This is a genomic window from Ruania alba, from assembly GCF_900105765.1.
In the GTDB taxonomy this organism is placed as follows: domain Bacteria; phylum Actinomycetota; class Actinomycetes; order Actinomycetales; family Beutenbergiaceae; genus Ruania; species Ruania alba.
The window spans coordinates 1376361-1395689 of sequence record NZ_FNTX01000002.1 but is presented as its reverse complement, the minus strand read 5'-3'; the positions used below and the strand labels follow the sequence as shown (position 1 = coordinate 1395689).

At 70.2% G+C, this 19329-nt stretch carries 17 protein-coding genes; 8 read left to right on the top strand and 9 right to left on the bottom strand.

Translation table 11 applies throughout. The features are described from left to right. Positions 1-48: 48 nt before the first annotated feature. On the bottom strand, positions 49-480 hold the full coding sequence (arfB, locus tag BLU77_RS16650) for an alternative ribosome rescue aminoacyl-tRNA hydrolase ArfB (protein ID WP_089774163.1): 432 nt from the start codon (positions 478-480) through the stop codon (positions 49-51). A 57-nt stretch (positions 481-537) separates the two neighbouring features. Here arfB and BLU77_RS16645 point away from each other — a divergent pair, with 57 nt between their 5' ends. Beyond that, a complete protein-coding gene (locus BLU77_RS16645) occupies positions 538-2091 on the top strand; it encodes a patatin-like phospholipase family protein (protein ID WP_089774162.1) in 1554 nt (517 codons plus the stop codon). 123 nt (positions 2092-2214) lie between these two features. Here BLU77_RS16645 and BLU77_RS16640 read toward each other — a convergent pair whose 3' ends face one another. Next, the gene (locus BLU77_RS16640) at positions 2215-3138 is read right to left on the bottom strand and encodes a ribokinase (RefSeq protein WP_245708912.1); all 924 of its coding nucleotides are present in this window, start codon (positions 3136-3138) and stop codon (positions 2215-2217) included. A gap of 68 nt (positions 3139-3206) precedes the next feature. Between BLU77_RS16640 and BLU77_RS16635 the strand changes: the two genes are divergently transcribed. The 3 genes from BLU77_RS16635 (at position 3207) to BLU77_RS16630 (ending at position 5303) form a co-directional block, all read left to right on the top strand. After that, complete coding sequence (locus BLU77_RS16635; RefSeq protein WP_089774161.1) at positions 3207-4067, top strand: diacylglycerol/lipid kinase family protein; 861 nt, start codon at positions 3207-3209, stop codon at positions 4065-4067. Then, on the top strand, positions 4040-4177 hold the full coding sequence (locus tag BLU77_RS22195; protein WP_175477170.1) for a hypothetical protein: 138 nt from the start codon (positions 4040-4042) through the stop codon (positions 4175-4177). The genes BLU77_RS16635 and BLU77_RS22195 overlap by 28 nt, the downstream gene beginning before the upstream one ends. A 157-nt stretch (positions 4178-4334) precedes the next feature. Beyond that, entirely contained in the window at positions 4335-5303 is a 969-nt protein-coding gene (locus BLU77_RS16630) for an ADP-ribosylglycohydrolase family protein (protein WP_175477169.1), read from the top strand. Between the two features lie 4 nt (positions 5304-5307). On the opposite strand, the gene BLU77_RS16625 is transcribed toward BLU77_RS16630, so the two are convergent. The 4 genes from BLU77_RS16625 to BLU77_RS22965 form a co-directional block, all read right to left on the bottom strand. After that, positions 5308-7596, bottom strand: a complete 2289-nt coding sequence (locus BLU77_RS16625) for a heavy metal translocating P-type ATPase (protein ID WP_089774159.1) — start codon at positions 7594-7596, stop codon at positions 5308-5310. Between the two features lie 119 nt (positions 7597-7715). Next, positions 7716-8816, bottom strand: a complete 1101-nt coding sequence (ald, locus tag BLU77_RS16620) for an alanine dehydrogenase (RefSeq protein WP_089774158.1) — start codon at positions 8814-8816, stop codon at positions 7716-7718. Between the two features lie 298 nt (positions 8817-9114). Next, complete coding sequence (locus tag BLU77_RS16615) at positions 9115-9624, bottom strand: Ig-like domain-containing protein (RefSeq protein ID WP_139177814.1); 510 nt, start codon at positions 9622-9624, stop codon at positions 9115-9117. Next, a complete protein-coding gene (locus BLU77_RS22965; RefSeq protein WP_089774156.1) occupies positions 9621-10922 on the bottom strand; it encodes a sigma-70 family RNA polymerase sigma factor in 1302 nt (433 codons plus the stop codon). Before BLU77_RS22965 ends, BLU77_RS16615 begins: the two co-directional genes overlap by 4 nt. Positions 10923-11228: 306 nt before the next feature. Here BLU77_RS22965 and BLU77_RS16605 point away from each other — a divergent pair, with 306 nt between their 5' ends. Further along, entirely contained in the window at positions 11229-12542 is a 1314-nt protein-coding gene (locus tag BLU77_RS16605; RefSeq protein ID WP_089774155.1) for a mechanosensitive ion channel, read from the top strand. 151 nt (positions 12543-12693) lie between these two features. Here BLU77_RS16605 and BLU77_RS16600 read toward each other — a convergent pair whose 3' ends face one another. Further along, complete coding sequence (locus tag BLU77_RS16600; RefSeq protein WP_089775938.1) at positions 12694-13560, bottom strand: alpha/beta hydrolase; 867 nt, start codon at positions 13558-13560, stop codon at positions 12694-12696. A gap of 144 nt (positions 13561-13704) precedes the next feature. Here BLU77_RS16600 and BLU77_RS16595 point away from each other — a divergent pair, with 144 nt between their 5' ends. Then, positions 13705-14115 carry a YciI family protein gene (locus tag BLU77_RS16595; RefSeq protein ID WP_089774154.1) on the top strand — a complete coding sequence of 137 codons (411 nt, stop codon included), beginning with the start codon at positions 13705-13707 and terminating at the stop codon, positions 14113-14115. Positions 14116-14119: 4 nt separating this feature from the next. Then, complete coding sequence (locus BLU77_RS16590; RefSeq protein ID WP_089774153.1) at positions 14120-15253, top strand: RNA polymerase sigma factor; 1134 nt, start codon at positions 14120-14122, stop codon at positions 15251-15253. A gap of 55 nt (positions 15254-15308) precedes the next feature. Here the strand turns inward: BLU77_RS16590 and BLU77_RS22185 are convergent, their stop codons facing one another. Further along, complete coding sequence (locus BLU77_RS22185; protein ID WP_175477168.1) at positions 15309-15455, bottom strand: hypothetical protein; 147 nt, start codon at positions 15453-15455, stop codon at positions 15309-15311. A 219-nt stretch (positions 15456-15674) separates the two neighbouring features. Between BLU77_RS22185 and BLU77_RS16585 the strand changes: the two genes are divergently transcribed. Then, positions 15675-17327, top strand: coding sequence for a BCCT family transporter (locus BLU77_RS16585; RefSeq protein ID WP_089774152.1), 1653 nt, complete (start codon positions 15675-15677; stop codon positions 17325-17327). 63 nt (positions 17328-17390) lie between these two features. On the opposite strand, the gene BLU77_RS16580 is transcribed toward BLU77_RS16585, so the two are convergent. Then, positions 17391-19244, bottom strand: a complete 1854-nt coding sequence (locus BLU77_RS16580; protein ID WP_175477167.1) for a DUF5979 domain-containing protein — start codon at positions 19242-19244, stop codon at positions 17391-17393. Positions 19245-19329: the final 85 nt, after the last annotated feature.

Sequence of the window (19329 nt, the reverse complement as noted above, 5' to 3'; positions counted from 1 at the left end):
CTGCAGCGTCCAGTAAGCAAGACCACATCGACCACATGGCAGACATCGTCAGCTGTGATCGGGCCGGCGCCGCCACTGCTTCGTCTGCGCGTGCTGCTTCTTCGCCCGCAGCCGGCGTTCCTTCGATCCGCGGGTGGGCTTCGTCGCTCGCCGCCGTCGTGGCGGCGGTGCGAGACCGCCTGCGGCCAGCTCCGCCAGCCGCGCCCGGGCCGCATCGCGATTGCGCAACTGCGCGCGGTGCTCGGACGCTGTGACCGTGAGCACCCCGCCGGTGAGCCGCGGTTCCAGCCGGTCGAGCAGCCGGGCACGCTGTCCGTCCTCGAGCACTGCGGAGCGGGCTACGTCCCAGCTCAGCTCCACCCGGGAGTCGGTGGTGTTCACTCCCTGACCGCCCGGACCGGAGGAGCGCGAAAAGCGCCAGGCCAGCTCGCCGTCAGGAATCGTGAGCGAGCCGTTCACTCGCAACCCGGACCCAGCCATACCCCTCGACCCTACTCGCCCTCCCGCTCCGTCGTCGGCGTGACCTACTCTGGGGCCATGCCCGTCACGCACGGCCTGGTGACCCGCGCCCGGCACCGCCTCATCCATGCTCTCGGTGGCCAGCTTGCGCCCGAACCCGCCCCTCCCCCACGGGACGTCATCGGTCTGGCCATCGCCGGTGGTGGCGCCCGGTCCAGCTTCGAGATCGGGGCGATCGACTACCTGTTCTCCCGGGAGGGCATCACGCCGTCGGTGATCACCGGCACCTCGGCGGGGGCGATCCTGGCAGCCGTGATCGCCCAGTACCCGGACCGGGCCGGCCAGGAGGCCGCCGTGGCCGAGCTGGGCCGGCTGTGGCGGACGATGCGAGATTCCTCGGACATGTTCACCGAGCTCCCCTGGTTCACCAAGTTGAACGAGCACATGCCCACCTGGCGCAAGGTGATGGCGCTGCGGCACCGGGACGCACGCGCCGAGCAGAACGCGCAGCGCGCCCGGACCGAGCAGTCGATCAGAGCCGCCGCCGGGCGCCTCGCCGACCGCGCCACCGACCGCAAGCGCCCACCGGATGCGGGCGATCCGACCCCGCCCGAGCACGGTCTGAGCTGGTCCGTCACTAACGTCTTCGACACTCTCTCCACGCTGTGGGAGGCAGGCCGGACCAGTACGGATGTGGACCTGATCCTGGGTGGGGCGCAGAAGGAGCGAGCCGCCTTCACACCGGGCCCGCTGGTGAAGCACCTCACCAACCCCAACCTGTTCTCGTCCGAACGAGCAGCCGCATCGGGCGTCCAGCTGCGGATCGCCACCGTGGCGCTGGAGTCCGGGGAGCTGCGCTACGTCACCGAGACCGGTGAGATCCGGGACCGCCTCGATCAGCCCGTTCCCGGCGAGCCGGTGGTGGACCTCGTATCAGCGATCCAGGCCTCATGTGCCATCCCGAGCGTGTTCGCCCCGGTGCAGCTCGGTTCGGAGCACTACGTCGACGGCGGAGCTCGCGAATCCCTACCGGTGGAGGTGGCCATCGAGCACCTCGGGGTGAACCGCTGCTACGCCGTGGTGGCTTCTCCCTCCGGCCTCAGCCCGGCCACCAGCTTCGCCGAGAAGGACATGCTGGAGATCGTGATGCGCGCCGGCTTCGGGGTGATGACCGACGAGATCCAGGCCGATGAGGTGCGCCGGGCGCGCGCGGCGGGTGCGGTGGTGATCCAGCCGGAGCTGGACATCCACGACATCTTGACCGTGGATCCCGGGTTGGTGCGCATCTCGATGGACTACGGCTGGATCCGCGCTGCCGAGGTATGCACCGGCGTGGACGCGCAGCGGCACGCCGCCACCACGGCGATCATCGCGCTCCGGCGGGAGATCTGGGCGATGGAGAACACCCTGCTCCGACCGGAGGGCACCGAGGGCCCGCGCGCCGAAGGTGCGGCTGCCGCCGGCGCTGCCCAGCCGACACCCGATCTGCACCAGCTCTCCCGCCTCAAGAGGCAGCTGCGAGACGCCGTCCTCGCTGCCGACCCGGCCCTGCTCCCCCCGCACGCAGACGGCTGGTGGCGCGACTGGGAAGGCCACCCCTACGAGCTCCCCGCACCCGCCTGGCTGACCTGAGACCTGGCGCCCTCCCGCATTCGAACGGGCTTGCGTCGTTGGAACGGCCTTTCGTGCGCACGGAAGCCCGTTCGAATGACGGAAGTCCGTTCCAACGGGTGCGGCGAAGAGCGGAGGCTCGGACTACCGGGCTGCGCGTACCTCGTCGGCGTGCGGGACGCCGTCCTGTGCCCCGGGCCGCTGCACGGCCAGCGCCGCGGCCACCGACCCCCAGCGGGCTGCTTCCACGAGGTCGTCCCCGAGCGCGAGGCGTGCACCCAGTACGCCGACGAAGGTGTCCCCGGCCCCGGTGGTGTCCACCGGGGTGACCCGCACTGCGGGAACCTGCGTGCGCCGTCGGTCCTGCAGCACCAGGCACCCCTTGCCGCCCAGGGTGACCACCAGTGCGGAAACGCGCTCGGCGAGCCGGTCCACGGCCGCGTCCAGGTCCCGGTCCGGGGCACCGAGGGACTCGGCCAGGTCGGCCGCCTCGTGCTCGTTCACCACCAGCACGTCGACCTCGGCCCACATCTGTTCGCTCAGCGGCGCGGACGGCGCGGCGTTCAGCACGAAGGTGGCCCCCTCGGATCGGGCCTGCGCGGCGGCGAGCACCACCTCGGGGGCGATCTCCAGCTGAGCGAGCAGCACATCGGCCTGCCCCACCCGCTCGCGCTGCTCGCCGGAGAGCTCGGTGAAGTCGGCGTTCGCACCGCCCACCACCACGATCGCGTTCTCGCCGTCCTCGGCCACGGAGATCAGCGCGGTCCCGGTAGGCGCGTCGGAGACGGAGATCACACCGGTGTCCACCCCGGCGTCGGCAAGCCCTTCGCGTAGCGCGTCGCCGTCGGCGTCGCGGCCCAGAGCACCGACGAAGACAGTCTGCGCGCCGCCGGCACGCGCAGCCGCAACCGCCTGGTTCGCGCCCTTCCCGCCACCTCCGCGGGCGAAGGAGAGCGCGAGCAGCGTCTCCCCCGGCCCAGGGATGCGCGGCACCCGCGTCACCACGTCCATGTTCGCGCTGCCAACCACCACGACGCCCATCGCGTCTCCCATCACCTCGTTCGGCACAACCCCAGGCAGACTACGACGGATACTGGCACCAGCAGTACGTCACCAGAGACCGAGGGGGCACATCCATGGCAGGGCCACGTGCCGCCGTCGTCTATCACCCGGAGAAGCTGACCGGTGCTCGCTGGCGCCGGGTGATGGCGCGGGAGGAACGCCGCGCCGGCTGGGAGGCGAGCCTGTGGGTACCCACAGCGGCCGACGACGACGCCGACACTCTGCGCACCCGGCTCGCCGAGGCGGGCGGGGCGGACGCGGAGGTGGTCATCGCGGCCGGTGGTGACGGCACGGTACGGCTGACGGCGGAGGTGCTGGCCGGTACGGATCGGCCCCTGGGCGTGTGGCCGGTCGGGTCCACGAACCTGTTCGCCCGCAACGTCGGTCTGCCGGTGCTGGACCAGATCGCGTCGTTGCGCGCCGCCCTGACCGGGGTGGAGCGCCGGGTGGACACCGGGCACGTCACGGTGGACCTGTCCGACGGCCGGCGGCTGCACCGCATGTTCCTGGTGCTGGCCGGTTTCGGTGTGGATGCGCAGATGGTCGTGCACACCAGCGCCGAGGCCAAGGAACTGCTGGGCTGGCTCGCCTATGTGGCGGGGGTGACCCGTGGGGTGACCCGCTCGGACCGGATCGACGTGACGTACAGCCTCGACGGCGACCCGCCACAGGATGCCCGGCTCCTCACCCTGGCCATCGCCAACGGTGGGGCGCTGCCGGCCGGTCTGGTGCTGTTGCCGGACGCCGAGGTGGACGACGGTGAGTTGGACGTGCTGCTCCTGCACGCCGACGACGTCCAGGGCTGGGGGAGGTGGCCTCGTGGTTCCTGCAGGAGAACGGGCTCGTGCGGCGACTGCGCCGCAAGCACGGCCGGCGCCGTCCGCTGCGCACCGGGGCTGCCGTGCTGGTGCGACGGACCCGAGACATCAAGTTGACGCTGCGGCGGCCCGAGCACTTTCAAGTGGACGGCGAGTACCTCGGCGAGGCGACGGCGCTGCGGGCGCAGGTGGCCGGCGGGGCGCTCGTGGTACGCGTACCCCGCTGACGGAGGACTGGTCCGGCATTATCCGGGACACCGTCACCGACCAGCGCCTAAGATAACGATTGGGAGAACGGTGAGATCTCTCAGCGGAGGGATGCGGCGTGGCACTGGTGGCGTCGGTCTGATCCGTCGGCTATTCAGGCATTCGGGAGGACCTTGCGTGGTCTCGATCACTGCGGCGGGCGCCGCCGTTCACGACCGGACCTGCGGCGCGCTCCTCGGACTGGCGCTCGGCGACTCGATGGGACGAGCCGGTCGCGGCTGGACGCAGGACCAGGTACGCCACCAGTTGGGCTGGGTGAGCGGGCTGCTCCCCGGGAACTCCGGAGGACAGGCCGGCACTGTCGGCTCCGGCACCCGGGCCGTGCTCCAGATGGCGTCCGGGTGGCCGCACCGCGGGCGCACCGACCCGGTGGCCGCGCGCGATGCTCCCCTCGACGCCACGGACGTTCTTGAAGACACCGTCCCTTCCTCGGCGGTCCTCCGGCGAACGGCAACACGCGCCGTGGACGCCTCCAGCGGCCTCGCCCAACGCGCCGTCCCCATCGGGATCGCGTTCAACGAGACGCGCTCCATTGCCGCGCGTGTGGCCGAGGTGGCCGGACCGGGAACAACCTCCACCGCCCTGGCCGCGGCGGGGCTGGTCGGCGGGCTGATCTCCTCGGCCCTGGACGCGCCGACGGGCGCCGAGGACCCGGTCTTCCTGGCGGCCCACCTGGAGATGGGGTTCCGGTCCGCGGAAGCCACGGCGGGCTACGGTGCCGAGGATGCGGTGCCGTCAGTGATCGAAAGCGCGCTGCTCGCCCGGGACATCGCTGTCCGAGCCCCCGACGATGCGGTCTTCCTCCAACGTCTCTACGACGTGGTGGGCGTCTCCGCCCTGTGCACCGAGGCCGTGCCCGCGGCTGTGGGGATCCTGTTCCGGGCCGGCGGGCACCCGGCACGCACCTGTGTGCTCGCGGCGAACCTGGGCGGGGAGACGTCCCGGATCGGGGCCCTCGCCACGGCCATGGCAGGTGCCGTGCTCGGCCGCGACGCCATCCCCGCCGAGCTGAGTCAGCAGTTGGAGCAGGTCAACCATCTCCGCATCGCGGACCTGGCCGTGCAGCTGGTGCAGCTGCGCGGCTGAGGCCTCAGCGCAGCGCCGTGCGGAAGGTCCGTAGCCGCAGGCTGTTCGTCACCACGAACACCGAGGAGAACGCCATCGCGGCACCTGCGATCATCGGGTTCAGCAGGCCCAGCGCAGCGATCGGGACGGCCGCCGTGTTGTAGGCGAACGCCCAGAACAGGTTGCCCTTGATGGTGCTCAGCGTCCGGCGGGCCAGGCGGACCGCGTCGGCTGCGGCCCGCAGGTCGCCCCGCACCAGGGTGATGTCGCTGGCCTCGATGGCCGCGTCGGTGCCGGTACCCATCGCCAGCCCCAGGTCGGCAGTGGCGAGCGCGGCCGCGTCGTTCACACCGTCTCCGACCATCGCCACCACCCGGCCGGACTCCTGCAGGCGCCGCACCTGATCCACCTTCTCGGCGGGCAGCACGTCGGCGATCACCTCGTCGATCCCGACCTCGGCGGCGACTCGTCGCGCCGCACGCTCATTGTCACCGGTAAGCAGCACCGGCCGCAGGCCCAGGTCGCGCAGCATCCGGACCGCCTCGGCGGAGGTGTCCTTGACCGTGTCGCCCACCTCGATCAGCCCGTAGGTGCGCCCCGACCACCCGACGGCGATCACGGTGGCACCTCGCGCACTGACCTCGTCCCACACATCGGTGGGCGCCGGCGCGTACCCGGCCTCGGCGAGCACGGCCGGGCGGCCGACGAGTACCTCGACCCCGTCCACCGTTCCGCGCACGCCGCGTCCCGCGAGATTCTCGAAGTCGGTGACGGCAGGCAGGTCACCGAGCCGCTCCCGCGCCGCGTCGGCGACCGCTGCGGCGATCGGATGCTCCGAGGCGTGCTCGACGGCACCCGCCCGGCGCAGCACGTCGGCCTCGTCGGCGCTGTGGACGGCGGAGACCGAGAGCATCGCCATCTTCCCGGTGGTGACGGTGCCGGTCTTGTCGAGCACCACGGTGTCCACCTTCCGGGTGGACTCGAGCACCTCAGGGCCGCGGATCAGCACGCCGAGCTGGGCGCCGCGCCCGGTCCCCACCAGCAGCGCCGTCGGGGTGGCCAGGCCGAGCGCGCAGGGGCAGGCGATGATCAGCACGGCCACGGCAGCGGTGAAGGCGCTGGCCGGCTCGCCGGTGACGCCCCACCACACGGCCAGGGTGGCGAGGGCGATCACGATCACGATCGGCACGAAGACTGCCGAGATCCGGTCGGCGAGCCGCTGCACGGCGGCCTTACCGTTCTGCGCCTCCTCCACCAGGGAGGCGATCTTGGCGAGCTGGGTGTCCGCGCCGATCCGAGTGGCGCGTACCACAAGCCGGCCACCCACGTTCACCGAGGCGCCCACGACGGCGTCCCCCGCCTCCACCTCGGCCGGCACCGATTCTCCGGTGAGCATCGAGACGTCGACGGCGGAACGTCCGTCGATCACTTCGCCGTCCGTGGCGATGGTCTCGCCCGGGCGGACCACGAACTCGTCGCCGACGGCGAGCTCGGCAACCGGGCGGCGGATCTCCTGACCGCCATGCAGGATGGTGACGTCCTTGGCACCCAGGTCCAGCAGGGCGCGCAGGGCCGCTCCGGCGTTGCGGCGGGCACGCAACTCGAAGTAGCGCCCGGCGAGGATGAATGTGGTGACGCCGGCGGCGACCTCGAGGTAGAGGGCACCGGAGGGATCCTCGGTGCCGAGGGTGAGGCTGAACGGGTGCGTCATCCCCGGATGCCCGGCGGTGCCGAGGAAGAGTGCCCACAGGGACCAGGCGAATGCCGCCGAGGTGCCCATCGAGATGAGCGTGTCCATGGTGGCCGCGCCGTGCTTGAGGTTCGTCCAGGCGGCGCGGTGGAACGGCGCGGCGCCCCACACCACCACCGGCGCGGCCAGGGTGAGGGAGAGCCACTGCCAGTTGGTGAACTGGAGAGCCGGCACCATGGCGAGCACGATCACCGGCACCGAGAGCAGGGCGCTGACGATGAGCCGGTGGCGCATCGCGGCCAGGCTGTGCGGGCCGGTCTGCTCCTCCTCGGCGACGGACCCGCTTTCGGCGGGGCCGCCGTCGGACTGGGCGTTCTCTCCCGGCGCGCGCAGCTCGTGCGCGCTGTACCCGGCCTGCTCCACGGCCGCGATCAGTTCCGCCACGGTGACCGATGGCGGATGGAAGATCCGCGCCTTCTCCGTGGCGTAGTTGACGCTGGCAGTGGCGCCGTCGAGCGTGTTCAGCCGCTTCTCCACGCGCGCCGCGCAGGAGGCGCAAGTCATCCCACCGATACCGAGCTCGATGCGCTGCAGATCGTCCTGCGTCTGTTCGGTGGCGCTCATGGCTACCTCTCTCTGGCTCAACGCCTCACTCATATACCTCTAGGGGGTATCTCGACTATACCCCCCGGCGGTATTGAACGACAAGGGGAGGTGGGGCGCCGAACTGGGAGGGAGCCGCCTCACAGGGGCGTGACGTCGATCCCGTGCGCCTGCCCGACGGCACGGTTCACGAGCAGTCCCTCAGTGAGGTTCACCCCGCGAGCGAGCGCCGGGTCGGCCTCGACGGCGTCCTGCCAGCCCGCATCGGCGATCCGCAGGGCATAGGGCAGCGTGGCATTGGTGAGCGCGATGGTGGAGGTGATCGGCACCGCACCGGGCATGTTCGCCACGCAGTAGTAGAGCGAGTCGTGCACGCCGAAGACCGGGTCGTCGTAGGTGGTCGGGCGGGACCCTTCGAAGCAGCCGCCCTGGTCGATCGCGATATCCACCAGGACCGAGCCGGGGCGCATCGTGGCCACCATCGCGTCGCTGACCAGACGGGGCGCTTGGGCCCCGGGAACGAGCACGGCGCCGATCACCAGGTCCGCCTCACGCACCTGCTCGGCCACGGAGTAGGCGTTTGACCGGCCTGTCTGGATCCGGGAGCCGAACCGGGCGTCCAGCTCGCGCAGCCGGGACAGCGAGACATCCAGCACGCTCACCTGCGCCTGCATCCCGACGGCGATCGTTGCCGCCTGCTCGCCGGCTACGCCGCCCCCGATCACGAGGACCTTCCCCCGGGGGGTACCGGGAACGCCGCCGAGCAGCTGCCCTCGGCCGCGATGGGGCCGCATCAGGTGGAACGCGCCCACCTGCGTAGCCAGGCGCCCAGCCACCTCACTCATCGGTGCGAGCAGGGGCAGCGACCCGTTCGGTGCCTGGACCGTCTCGTAGGCGATCGCGGTGGCGCCGGAATCGAGCAGCGCCCGGGTGAGCGTCTCGCTCGCCGCCAGGTGCAGGTAGGTGAAGACGGTCAGGCCCGCACGCAGGTACCCGTACTCGGCCGAGACCGGTTCCTTGACCTTGAGGACGAGTTCGGAGCTCTCCCAGACCTCGGCAGCCGTGTCGACGACGTCAGCACCAGCCTGTGTGTAGACCTCGTCGATGAACGAGGAGCCGACGCCCGCACCGGCTTGGACCCGTACATGGTGGCCGTGCTCGACCAGCTCGTGCACCCCGGCCGGGGTGGCCGCGACGCGGTACTCGCTGTTCTTGATCTCGGTGACGATGCCGACGTGCATGGTGTGCTCGCTTCTCTCGTCCGCTGCTCGCGGCGCTGGTCGTCCCGGGGGTGGTGGGACCTGACCTCAGCGTGGCACCGGAGCACACCGGGCGCCACCAGGTCAGCGCGACGGGCGGCCGTGGGCGACGGGAACGACGCGCCGGGCGCGAAACACCCCCCTGCGGTGTTTCGCCCCCAGCTATGACGCACGACCCGGCAGCGGCCCAGACATCACGCCACCAGCGACGTGATATCCATCACAGTAGCCCAGTGGGTGTCGGCACTCACGATGTCCGCAAGCGACCAGGGTGGTCACCTCAGTCCGGCTCCACGGCGGTGACCGTGGTCGTCACGGTGGGACCGACCGCATCGGTCTCGGGATCGGCGTAGTGGATGCCGAGCTCGTAGGAGCCCGGATCGAGGTTCGGCACGTACCGCTGCGTCTGTCCTGGAGTGGCGATCATCGTTCCGCCGACGTCCTCCCCGTCGATCAGGACCCGGGCCTGCGCATCGCGTTCGCCGCGGAACTCGATCGGTAGCTCCGCCTGGACCCCGTCCCCGTCGAGGTCCTCCAGGATGCGGCTCGAGTCCCGGAGCGCTGCCGACCACACGGGCTCGTCGTACTCGAACGGGCCAGCGGGCTCACTGGCCGGCGAGGAGCCGGCGAACTCGCCGGACTCCGATACCTCCTGCGTGGCGGTGAAGGTCTCCGCGGGAGCGTCGGGAACCACGGCCCACGAACCCTGCTCGTCGGCCGTCGCGACACCGACGGCGGCACCGTCGCCGCGCACGGTCACCGTGGCCCCCGGCTCGGCAGTCCCGGTCAAGGGCGGGGCAACCAGCACAGTCCCGGCGGGGTGGCGATGGTCGGCGGATCTGGGGTCGGCAGGGACGGCTCCGGGGTGGGAGTCGGTTCTGGTGACGGCTGCGGTGTCGGATCACGTGTTGGATCTGGCGCCGGCCCGGGTGCCGGGGCCCGACGCTGATCCGGCGCCGGAGCCGGATCCGGGTCGGGCGTCGGCTCCGGCGTGGGTGTCGGATCCGGGTCGGGCGTCGGCTCCGGCGTGGGTGTCGGCTGGTCGTCGGGTGCTGTGCTGGACGGCGGTACGGCCGGTGATGACGGGGCGGTGGCGGCCGGAGCGGAGGTCGAGGGCTCTGAGGGGGTGGCGTCAGCAGGGCTCTCACCACCGGGTGAGAGCCACATGAACGCGGCCGCCACAATCACGCCGGCGGCCACGGTGCCGCCGCCGGCACTCAGGGCGACCTTCGGGTCGTGGATCGCGTGCCGGGCCTGGCCGATCCCACCGACCAGCAGCACGCCCGCCTTGGCCAGACCGCTCCCGAACACCCACCAGATGGCCTTCGGGGCAAGGATGACGATGGGCAGCAGCAGTACCCCGAGCCGTTCCGAGACCGCGGTCAGCTCGGCGATGAGGGCCGGGCAGGCGGCACAGCCGTCGAGGTGGCGTTCCACCTCTGCGCGCCGGCGAGGAGACAGTCGCCCGGTCTGGTAATCGCCGAGCCGGGCGACCACCGGGCGACACTCTGCAGGGACGTCGCCGGAGCGCACGTGCGCCTGCAGCCAGGCCGACCGGAAGCCGTGGCGAGCGCGCGCGGAGAGGGTGGAGACCGCCGTCGGGCGCATCCCCATCCGGTCCGACAGTTCTCCCGGCCCAGCACCTTCGACCTCGGTGAGCCAGAGCACCTCACGCCATCGGGGCGGCAGTTCCTTGAACGCATCCGAGACCAGGCCCCGGTCCAGGGCCCCGTCGGCGTCGTCCTCGACCACCCACAACCCGGGCGGGCTCAACGCCTCGATGTCGTCGGAAGGCACCTCCCGGCGCGTGCCTCGGTCGATCCGAAGGTTTCGCAAGGTGCGGAACAGATAGCCGGCCACGTCCTCGGTGGGGCCGCCCCCGTTGCGGATGGCGCGGAGCACCCGGGCGAACGCCTCCTGGACGAGGTCAGGGCCGTCGTCGGGACCTGCATCTCGGCGTGCGATCCGCAACGCCTCGTCCTTGTACCGCTCGTACAGCACCGCGAACTCGCCCACCCGACCGCGGCGAACAGCAGCGACGATGGCTTCGTCACTGTCGGGCGCCTCCAGATCGTGGGCGAGCGACACGGCAGACTCCAGTCAAGTGTGGGGGAACGCGCGGCGAACACCCTGCAATGTGCCACGCACCGTCGCCTGGGCGACGAGCCTGCGCCGCCGCCCAGGCGGGGCGAACGAGTACAGACCTGTGGTTGAGCGTACGAAGAAATCCGGCGGCGCGCCAGGGATGAGACGGCGATCACGTCGCCCGTGGACGCCCTGGGTGACGGCGAGGGCGTGCCTCTCCTGGTGCGGGCTCCCACCAGCGCTGCTAGCGTGCCACGCGCGTACCAATGCCTCAGCGGCGTCCGGCACAAAGTGACAAAGGAGTAGGCGATGGACTTCGGCAGTATTGACTGGCTAGGGATCCTCGGGAAGGTTCTGCTAGCAGTTGTCATCCTCCTGGTGACGTGGATCATTGCGCGCGTCGTCCGGTGGGCGATCGGCAAGCTCGTCGGGAAGGTGGCGTTCCTGCAGCGGCAGGGTCAGGACGGTCAGACGGTCGGTGAGTCACTGGGGACGGTGGCCTCGCTGCTCGTGTGGCTTTTCGGTCTGACGGCGGTGCTGCAGCTGTTCGCCCTCACCCAGGTGTTGGCTCCGATCCAGTCCCTGCTCAGCGGTGTGCTCGGGTTCTTGCCGAACCTGATCGGTGCCGCGTTCGTCTTCGTGATCGGCTTCGTGCTCGCGAAGATCGTGCGCCAGTTGGTGGAGACCGCCATCCGCGCCATCAACTTCTCCAAGCTGAGCGAGAAGGTGAAGTCCGGGACGGACACGGTGCTCGACGAGGCCACCGGCACCGACCCGGCCGCACCCGCCCCTGCGCAGCAGGCTGACGGCGCCGGCTTCGACGCGAACAAGATCGCGAGCCTCGTGGGCAACCTGGTGTTCGCCATCATCCTGATCGTGGTGTCCATCGCGGCGCTGCAGATCCTCGGCATCTCGGCCATCTCCGAGCCTGCCGAGCAGATGCTGAGCATGATCCTGAACGCCATCCCGGCGATCATCGCCGCGGCGATCATCCTCGGCCTCGGCTACCTGATCTCCACGTTCGTGAGCAACCTGCTCGAGTCCACCCTGCAGGGCCTGGGCACCGATCGCGCGATCGGCAAGCTCGGCATCGTGCCGGAGGGGCAGAGCGCGTCGGCGATCATCACCCGCATCGTGCAGGTAGCGATCATGGTGTTCTTCGCCATCATGGCGGCCCGTGCACTGAACTTCCCCGAGGTCACGAACATCCTCAACGAGGTGCTCGCGCTCGGTGGCAAGGTCGTCTTCGGTGGCGTGATCATCGCCGCCGGGTTCCTGATCGCCAACCTGATCTCGAACCTCGTCGGCAACGGCACGGCGAGCACGGTGATCAAGTGGGTCACCATCGCACTGTTCACCGCGATGGGCCTGAAGTACATGGAGATCGCGGACTCGATCATCAACCTGGCCTTCGGCGCCATCGTCGTCGGTGGCGCTCTCGCCGCTGCCCTGGCCTTCGGCCTCGGTGGCCGGGACGCCGCCGCGCGCACGCTGGCGAAGCTGGACGAGAAGAAGGCCGAGGCGGCCGCTGCACCGGCCCAGCCCGCTGCTGCCCCGCCGTCACCGGCCACGCCGCCGCCCGGCCAGCAGCCGCCCAGCCAGCAGCCGCCCAGCATTCCCTGACGAGGGGCAGTTGGCACTCAACCCGTGACAGGGCGCGGCGGGGCATCCACCATCTCGGTGGGTGCCCCGCTGTCCTGTGCGGGGACGCCGACAGTACGGCGTGGGGTGCCTTGTCGTCGCGGAACTCGACTCTGACGACGCGAACGCACCCCTACGGAGAGAGCACCTCGCGCAGCCGCTCGGCGAACTCGTCCGGCTTGCCCGGGTACCCGAACTCGTCGTCCAGGAAGCCGCCGTGGCCGCCGGGGAAGAGGACCGGCTCTTGACCGAGCAAGGAGGCCAGCGCTGCCGTGGTCCTCCCGGTAATGGTGGTGCCGGTCTCCTCCCCCACAGCGACCACCAGGCGGGTCGTCGCGGCCGCGAGCGCCTCGGCATCCGGGCGGTAGTCGGTGATCGGCGCCCCACGCCCCGAGAGCAGCGGGTCGTCCCGGCTGCCGTCGTCCTCGGTGGGCATGCCCATGGCCGCCGGGTCGGTGGCGTCCTGCGCGAAGTACGCCTCGGTGAACTCGCCCGACCACATCGTCATCGCCACGAACGCCGCCATGCCGTGGCCCCAACCGCGCTCGGCATAGGTGCGGTTCACCTCGTCGAAGGCGCGTGCGGCAGCTTGGGCATCCGGGAGCAGCGTGATCAGCGGCGGCTCGTGCGCCACCAGAGTGCGGACGTCGTCGGGGTAGGCGCTCACCCAGGCGAGGCCGGTGACGGCGCCCCCACTGCTGGCGAAGACGTCCACCGGTCCTTGATTCAGGTGGGCGACCAGGGCGTGCAGGTCCTCGGCCTGGGTCTGTGGGACCGAGTCGACCCGTCCGTCCGAGCGAGTGGACCGGCCCAGGCCGCGTGGGTCGTAGGCCACGACGGTGCGGTCCGGGGACCGGGCCGCCAGTGCGGCGAAGCCCGAGGCGTCCATCGGCTGACCGATTGCCACCAGCGGCGGGCGACCGTCCGCCGTCGGGAGGGGGCCGTGCACGTCGTAGACGAGCTCGACGTCCGGCAGGCTGAGCGTATGGGTGGCTGTCATGAAGGGATTGGACCACACGGGCGAGCCAGGCAGAAGACCTGCCCGGCAGATTCGCCGCCAAGCGATGTCGAGAACGAGGCGACGGCTCCGTCTCTGGGGTGATGGCGGCAGACTGGCCGGCACGAGACACAAGGAGAAGGAACCATGGCGAAGTACCTGTTGCTCAAGCACTACCGCGGCGGTCCGCAGCCCACCGCGGAGGGAAGTGTGCCGATGGAACGGTGGACGCCGGAGGAGGTGGACGCGCACATCGCGTTCATGAACCACGTGGCCGACACTCTGCGTGAGCGGGGCGAGTTCGTGGACGCCCAGGCCCTCTCCCCGGAGGGCACCTTCGTGCGCTACGACGGGGAGGGGAAGCCGCCGCTGACGGACGGGCCGTTCGCGGAGTCGAAGGACCTGATCGCCGGGTGGATGATGATCGATGTGGACTCGACCGAGCGTGCCCATGAGGCCGCGGCGTTCCTGTCCTCCGCACCCGGGCCGGGCGGGCGCCCGATCCGGGAGTGGATCGAGGTGCGCCCGTTTATGTCGGAGCCACCGACGATCGACTGAGTTCATGGACGATCTGCTGCGCACCCTCGGGCCGCGCACCCTGGCCGTCCTCGTCCGCCGTGGCGCTGAGTTCACGGCGGCCGAGGACGCCGTCCAGGAAGCGCTCGTGGAGGCGACCCGGCGCTGGCCGGAGGCGATGCCGACCGAACCGGCCGGATGGCTGGTTCGGGTGGCATGGCGCAAGTTCCTGGACGCGGTGCGCGCCGACGAGGCCCGCCGACGACGGGAGGAACGGTTCGGCGCGGAGCCTGCGCCCGGCCCCGTCGAACAGGCGGACGACACGTTGCTGCTGCTCACCCATTGTTGCCACCCGGACCTGAGCCCTGCCTCGGCGATCGCTCTCACGCTGCGTGCGGTGGCCGGGCTCACCACGGCGCAGATCGCGCGGGCCTACCTGGTACCGGAGACGACGATGGCGCAGCGGATCAGCCGCGCCAAGCGCACGCTCGCGCAGCACCGGTTCGATCAGCTCGGCGAGTCGAGCACGGTGCTGCGGGTGCTGTACCTGGTGTTCAACGAGGGGTTCACCGGGGCGGTCGACCTGGCCGAGGAGGCCATCCGGCTGACCCGCCAGCTCGCCGCCGCCGAGGACGACCCGGAGACCCGCGGCCTGCTGGCGCTGATGCTGCTGCACCACGCCCGGCGAGCGGCCCGGTTCACCCGGACAGGGGAGCTGGTGCCGCTGGACCAGCAGGACCGTTCGCTCTGGGACACCGCGATGATCGCCGAGGGTGTGGACATCCTGCAGCACGCACTCGCCCGGGACCGGGTGGGCGAGTACCAGGCGCAGGCTGCCATCGCCGCCCTGCACGATGACGCCCCGCGCGCCGAGGAGACGGACTGGCCGCAGATCCTCGACTGGTACGACGAGCTCGTTCGGCTCACCCCGGACAACCCGGTGGTGGCACTCAACCGTGCCGTGGCCGTCGGCCAGGTGGACGGCCCGCACGCGGGCCTACGAGTCCTGAACCACGTGCCCGACGACGTCCCTCGCCGTGATGCGGTGGCCGCTCACCTGCATGAACGCGCGGGTGAGCATGACACAGCCGCCCGGCTGTACGCCGTCGCGGCGGGCGTAGCCAGCAACGAGGCGGAGCGGGTGCACCTGACGAAGCAGGCGGCACGGTTGCGGACCTGATCGGAGCGCCGAGCGCCGCCGAAAACGGCGCGCGCGGTCGCCACGTCAGCCGCGTTCAGCGCTTCTCGCGATCGGCCCCGTGCGGGTCCGGCTTTGAGCGGAGCAGGTCAGCGGCCTCCTCCTCCGGTCGCGGCGGGATGGTCTCATCCTCCTCGAGCAGAGGCACCTCGTCGAAGTCCGCAGGCTCGGCTGGTGTAGACATCGCGACCTCCTCACGCCGTGGTGTGACGGTAGCGCGGACTGGGGTCGGGCGCGCGGGCAGCCGAGGCGAGCGCGACGAACGTCGCTTCACCCACTCAGTTTCCAGTTGCCGCACCAAGTGATCCACGCCACAGTGGATCGGATCGATCGGCTCGGACGGGGCACAGGAGCCATCCCGCACGGCTGACGTCAGTTCTGGCAGCTACCGAAGGGCACGCACATGACGGACCAGTCCGCCGACCAGCGCGAACCGCGCTCGGGCCTGACCCGCACGTTCCAGTCCTGGGCCGATCGGCTCGGGCTGCGGACGGACCCCACGATCTTCTTCATCGCGGCAGGGCTCATGGTCCTCTTCCTGCTCGTGCTGGTGCTCTTCCCCACACCGGTGGGTAACACGTTCAAGGCCGGCCGCGAGTGGATCGTGACGAACCTTGGCTGGTTCTTCATCTTCGGAGTCTCTGCCTGGTTGATCTTCCTGATCGGTCTGGCGATCAGCCGGTTCGGACGCATCCGGCTCGGCGACGACGACTCCAAGCCGGAGTACGGCAACGTCTCCTGGTTCGCCATGCTGTTCGCCGGTGGGATCGGCACCATCCTGATGTTCTGGGGCGTGGCCGAGCCGATCACGCACTTCGCCAATCCCCCGCGCAATGACGTCGCACCGTTCACGATCGAGGCGGCCGAGGAGGCGATGGGCTTCTCCATCTACCACTTCGGCCTGCACACCTGGGCGATCTTCACCCTGCCCGGTCTCGCGTTCGCCTACTTCGTCTACCGGTTCAAGTTGCCGATGCGCGTGAGCTCGGTGTTCTACCCCCTCCTGAAGGACCGGATCCACGGCCCGATCGGCAAGACGATCGACATCTTCGCGATCCTCGGCACCCTGTTCGGGGTAGCCGTCTCGATCGGCCTGGGCACCCAGCAGATCAACTCCGGTCTGACCGAGCTGCTCAACGTTCCTGACTCGGTGCTGGTGAAGGTGATCATCATCGTGGTGCTCACCACCGTGGCGGTCACATCGATCGTGAACGGTCTGGACAAGGGTGTGAAGCGCCTCTCGAACATCAACATCGGGGCCGCCGTCGGGCTGATGGTGTTCGTGTTCATCGCAGGCTCCACCGTGTTCCTGGCCCGGCAGATCGTGGAGAGCCTGTCCATCTACGCCACCTCGATCATCCCGCTGTCGTTCTGGAACGACGCGATGTCCCGGTACACCAGCGACGGCTGGGGCTGGCAGGCCGACTGGACGGTGTTCTACTGGGCATGGACGGTCACCTGGGCACCGTTCATGGGGATTTTCCTCGCCCGCATCTCCAAGGGCCGCACCATCCGCGAGTTCGTGATCGGTGTGCTGTTCGCGCCGACCTTGTTCACGGTCGTCTGGTTCGCGATCTTCGGCTGGTCCGCCATGGACTTCGACGGGATCGGAGGCAGCGGAGGGGAGCTCACCCAGAAGGTCGTCACCGAGGAGAACGTGTCGCTGGCAATGTTCACCTTCTTTGATCAGTTCCCGGTGCCCGACGGCGTGACCACACTCATCCAAGGTTTCGCCGTACTGATCGTGGCCGTCTTCTTCGCCACCTCCTCCGACTCCGCGTCGCTCGTGGTGGACATGCTCTGCACCGGCGACGCCGGCACCGGACCGGTGCGGCAGCGGATGTTCTGGGGGATCGCCGAGGGTGTGCTCGCCGCCTCGCTGATCGTGCTCGCCGGTGACGCCGGACTCTCGGCCCTGCAAGAAGTGATCACCGTGATCGGCCTGCCGATCTTCATCATGGTCTTCGCCATGGCGTTCGCGATATTGCGCGGGATCCAGCAGGACCGGCGCGTCAAGGCGGCAGAGTCCGCCTTCATCGCGGCGAAGGAGGAGTAGGCCACCGTCTCGTGCAGTACGGGAGGGCCGGGCCGCTCAACGCCCCGGCCCTCCCGTTGCGGGTCAGGCCCTCCGCGCCGCCCGACGCCGGGCCACCAGCAGCACTGCCCCGCTCACCAGGAGCAGTCCGGAGATCCCGGCCACGACCGTCCCGTCCGCTCCGGTGCTCGGGAGGCTCCCGGCCGTCGCCGGCGGGGTGGGCGCGTCCGGCGGCACAGTCACATCCGTCGACGGCACGGTGTCGTCGCCCGACGGTGCTGTCTCTGTCTCCGACGGCGGTGACGTGACGGTGATCTCATTCGTCACGCTCATTTCAACCACCTCGTCGGCGACGATCCTGACCGACTCCGTCGAGTACGTCACCGCTCCCCACGAGGCCCCAGCCACCGCGCCGGGCTCCTGCTCGACCACGGTGACCTCCGCCCCCGCGGGGATCATCGGTGAAGTCACTGCCGTTCCGTCAACTGGAAGCACCAGCTCGCCGGCGCCGCTCTCGAAGCCCGGGCCAGCCGGGAACGAGTAGTCCAGCGTGAAGGTGGCGTCCGCGGGAACCTGGGCTGCGCCGTCACCGGTGAGCAGCTTCGCTGCGGAGAACTGCCCCATCAGCACGCTGGCCTCATTCGTCAGGCTCACGTCGCGCACGACCCCACCGTCGAGCACGAACTCGGTCTCGGAGAACACAGGGTCGGCCCACTGCACCTGTCCCGTGCCGGTCGGCGGGTCCTCACCGAGGATCACCACACGGGTGCCGGCCGGGAACTCCGGACTCACCCATGTCTCGCCGTCCATCACCTCGAAGGTGTGCTGGGTCGGCTCGGCACCCTCGCTCTCCTGCACCTCGTAGGTACCGGTGAAGACTGTGCCCTCGAGGCCCACGGCGTCGCCGATGACCTCCTTGGTGAGCGCAAAGACACCCACATCGGTGCCGACCCCAGACGCAGACCCACCGTGGGACTGGGACCGGGCGGAGACGGTGCGCACCTCCTCACCGGTCACCTCGATCGTGGCCGCGTTGTCGTAGGTGCCGCGCAGCCCGCCGTCGGTGATCTCCGAGACCACATCCACCACATAGAAGTAGCCCTCCTCCGAGGTGAACGTGACGGTGGTCCCATCCGCAGACACCTGGTAGGAGTCCACGGGCGCTTCGACCCAGTTCGCGGGCGAGGGGTACCCGTTGCCGTTCACCACCACCTCGTTGGTGCGGCGCAGGACCGTCTGTCCAGGGACCACCTGATGCCCGGGCGCCACGGTGTCGGTGACCACGACCTCCCGGCCACCCGGCATGCCGGTCTCATCCTCGGCACCGACCCTGACGACCCACAGGAAGTTCCCGGACTCCGGGTCGTAGTCGCCCCATTTCACGGTGCTGATGTTGCGGACCTCACAGTTCTCGGTGCAGGGCTGACTATCGGGCCTTGGCTCGATGGTCACCGACGCCTCCGTCGCACCGAAGTCGTAGGTCACCTCGGTCTCCTCGGTGACCTCCGTGGTCACCGTCACCCAGAATCGGAAGTCGCCCTTGAGGTCCAACGGATGCTCGGCCACATACGCCTCGTCGAGGTCGCAGGTCAATGACGTCCCGTCAACGACGCAGGAGCCCATCTGCTCGCCGCTGGGCGTGCGCATCGGGAACTCGGTTCGAACGCCCTGCAGACCCTCCGGGAGCGCCATGGTGAAACCAGCCGGGGTGGCGGGATTGTCGGGCAGTGACCACGAGCCGGTCAGCTCGGCCGTCGAGCCGGTCCGGACCACCTCGGAGGTGAACTGCAGGTCCGTCACCTCTGCTTCGGTCTCGTACGGCGGAGCCGCCGTCGCCGTGGTCACGCCGACCAGGGTGAGCACCGCACCGAGCAGCGCCGTGACGACGGCGCGCATCGCCTGCCGTGGCAGGCGTGCAACCTCACTGGAGCTTGTCATTTGTCGTCCTCCGGGGGATGAGGGAATCAGCGGCGCACGACTGCGCGCCGTGAAGTACGTTCCGCGAGCGCGACATTCGTCACGC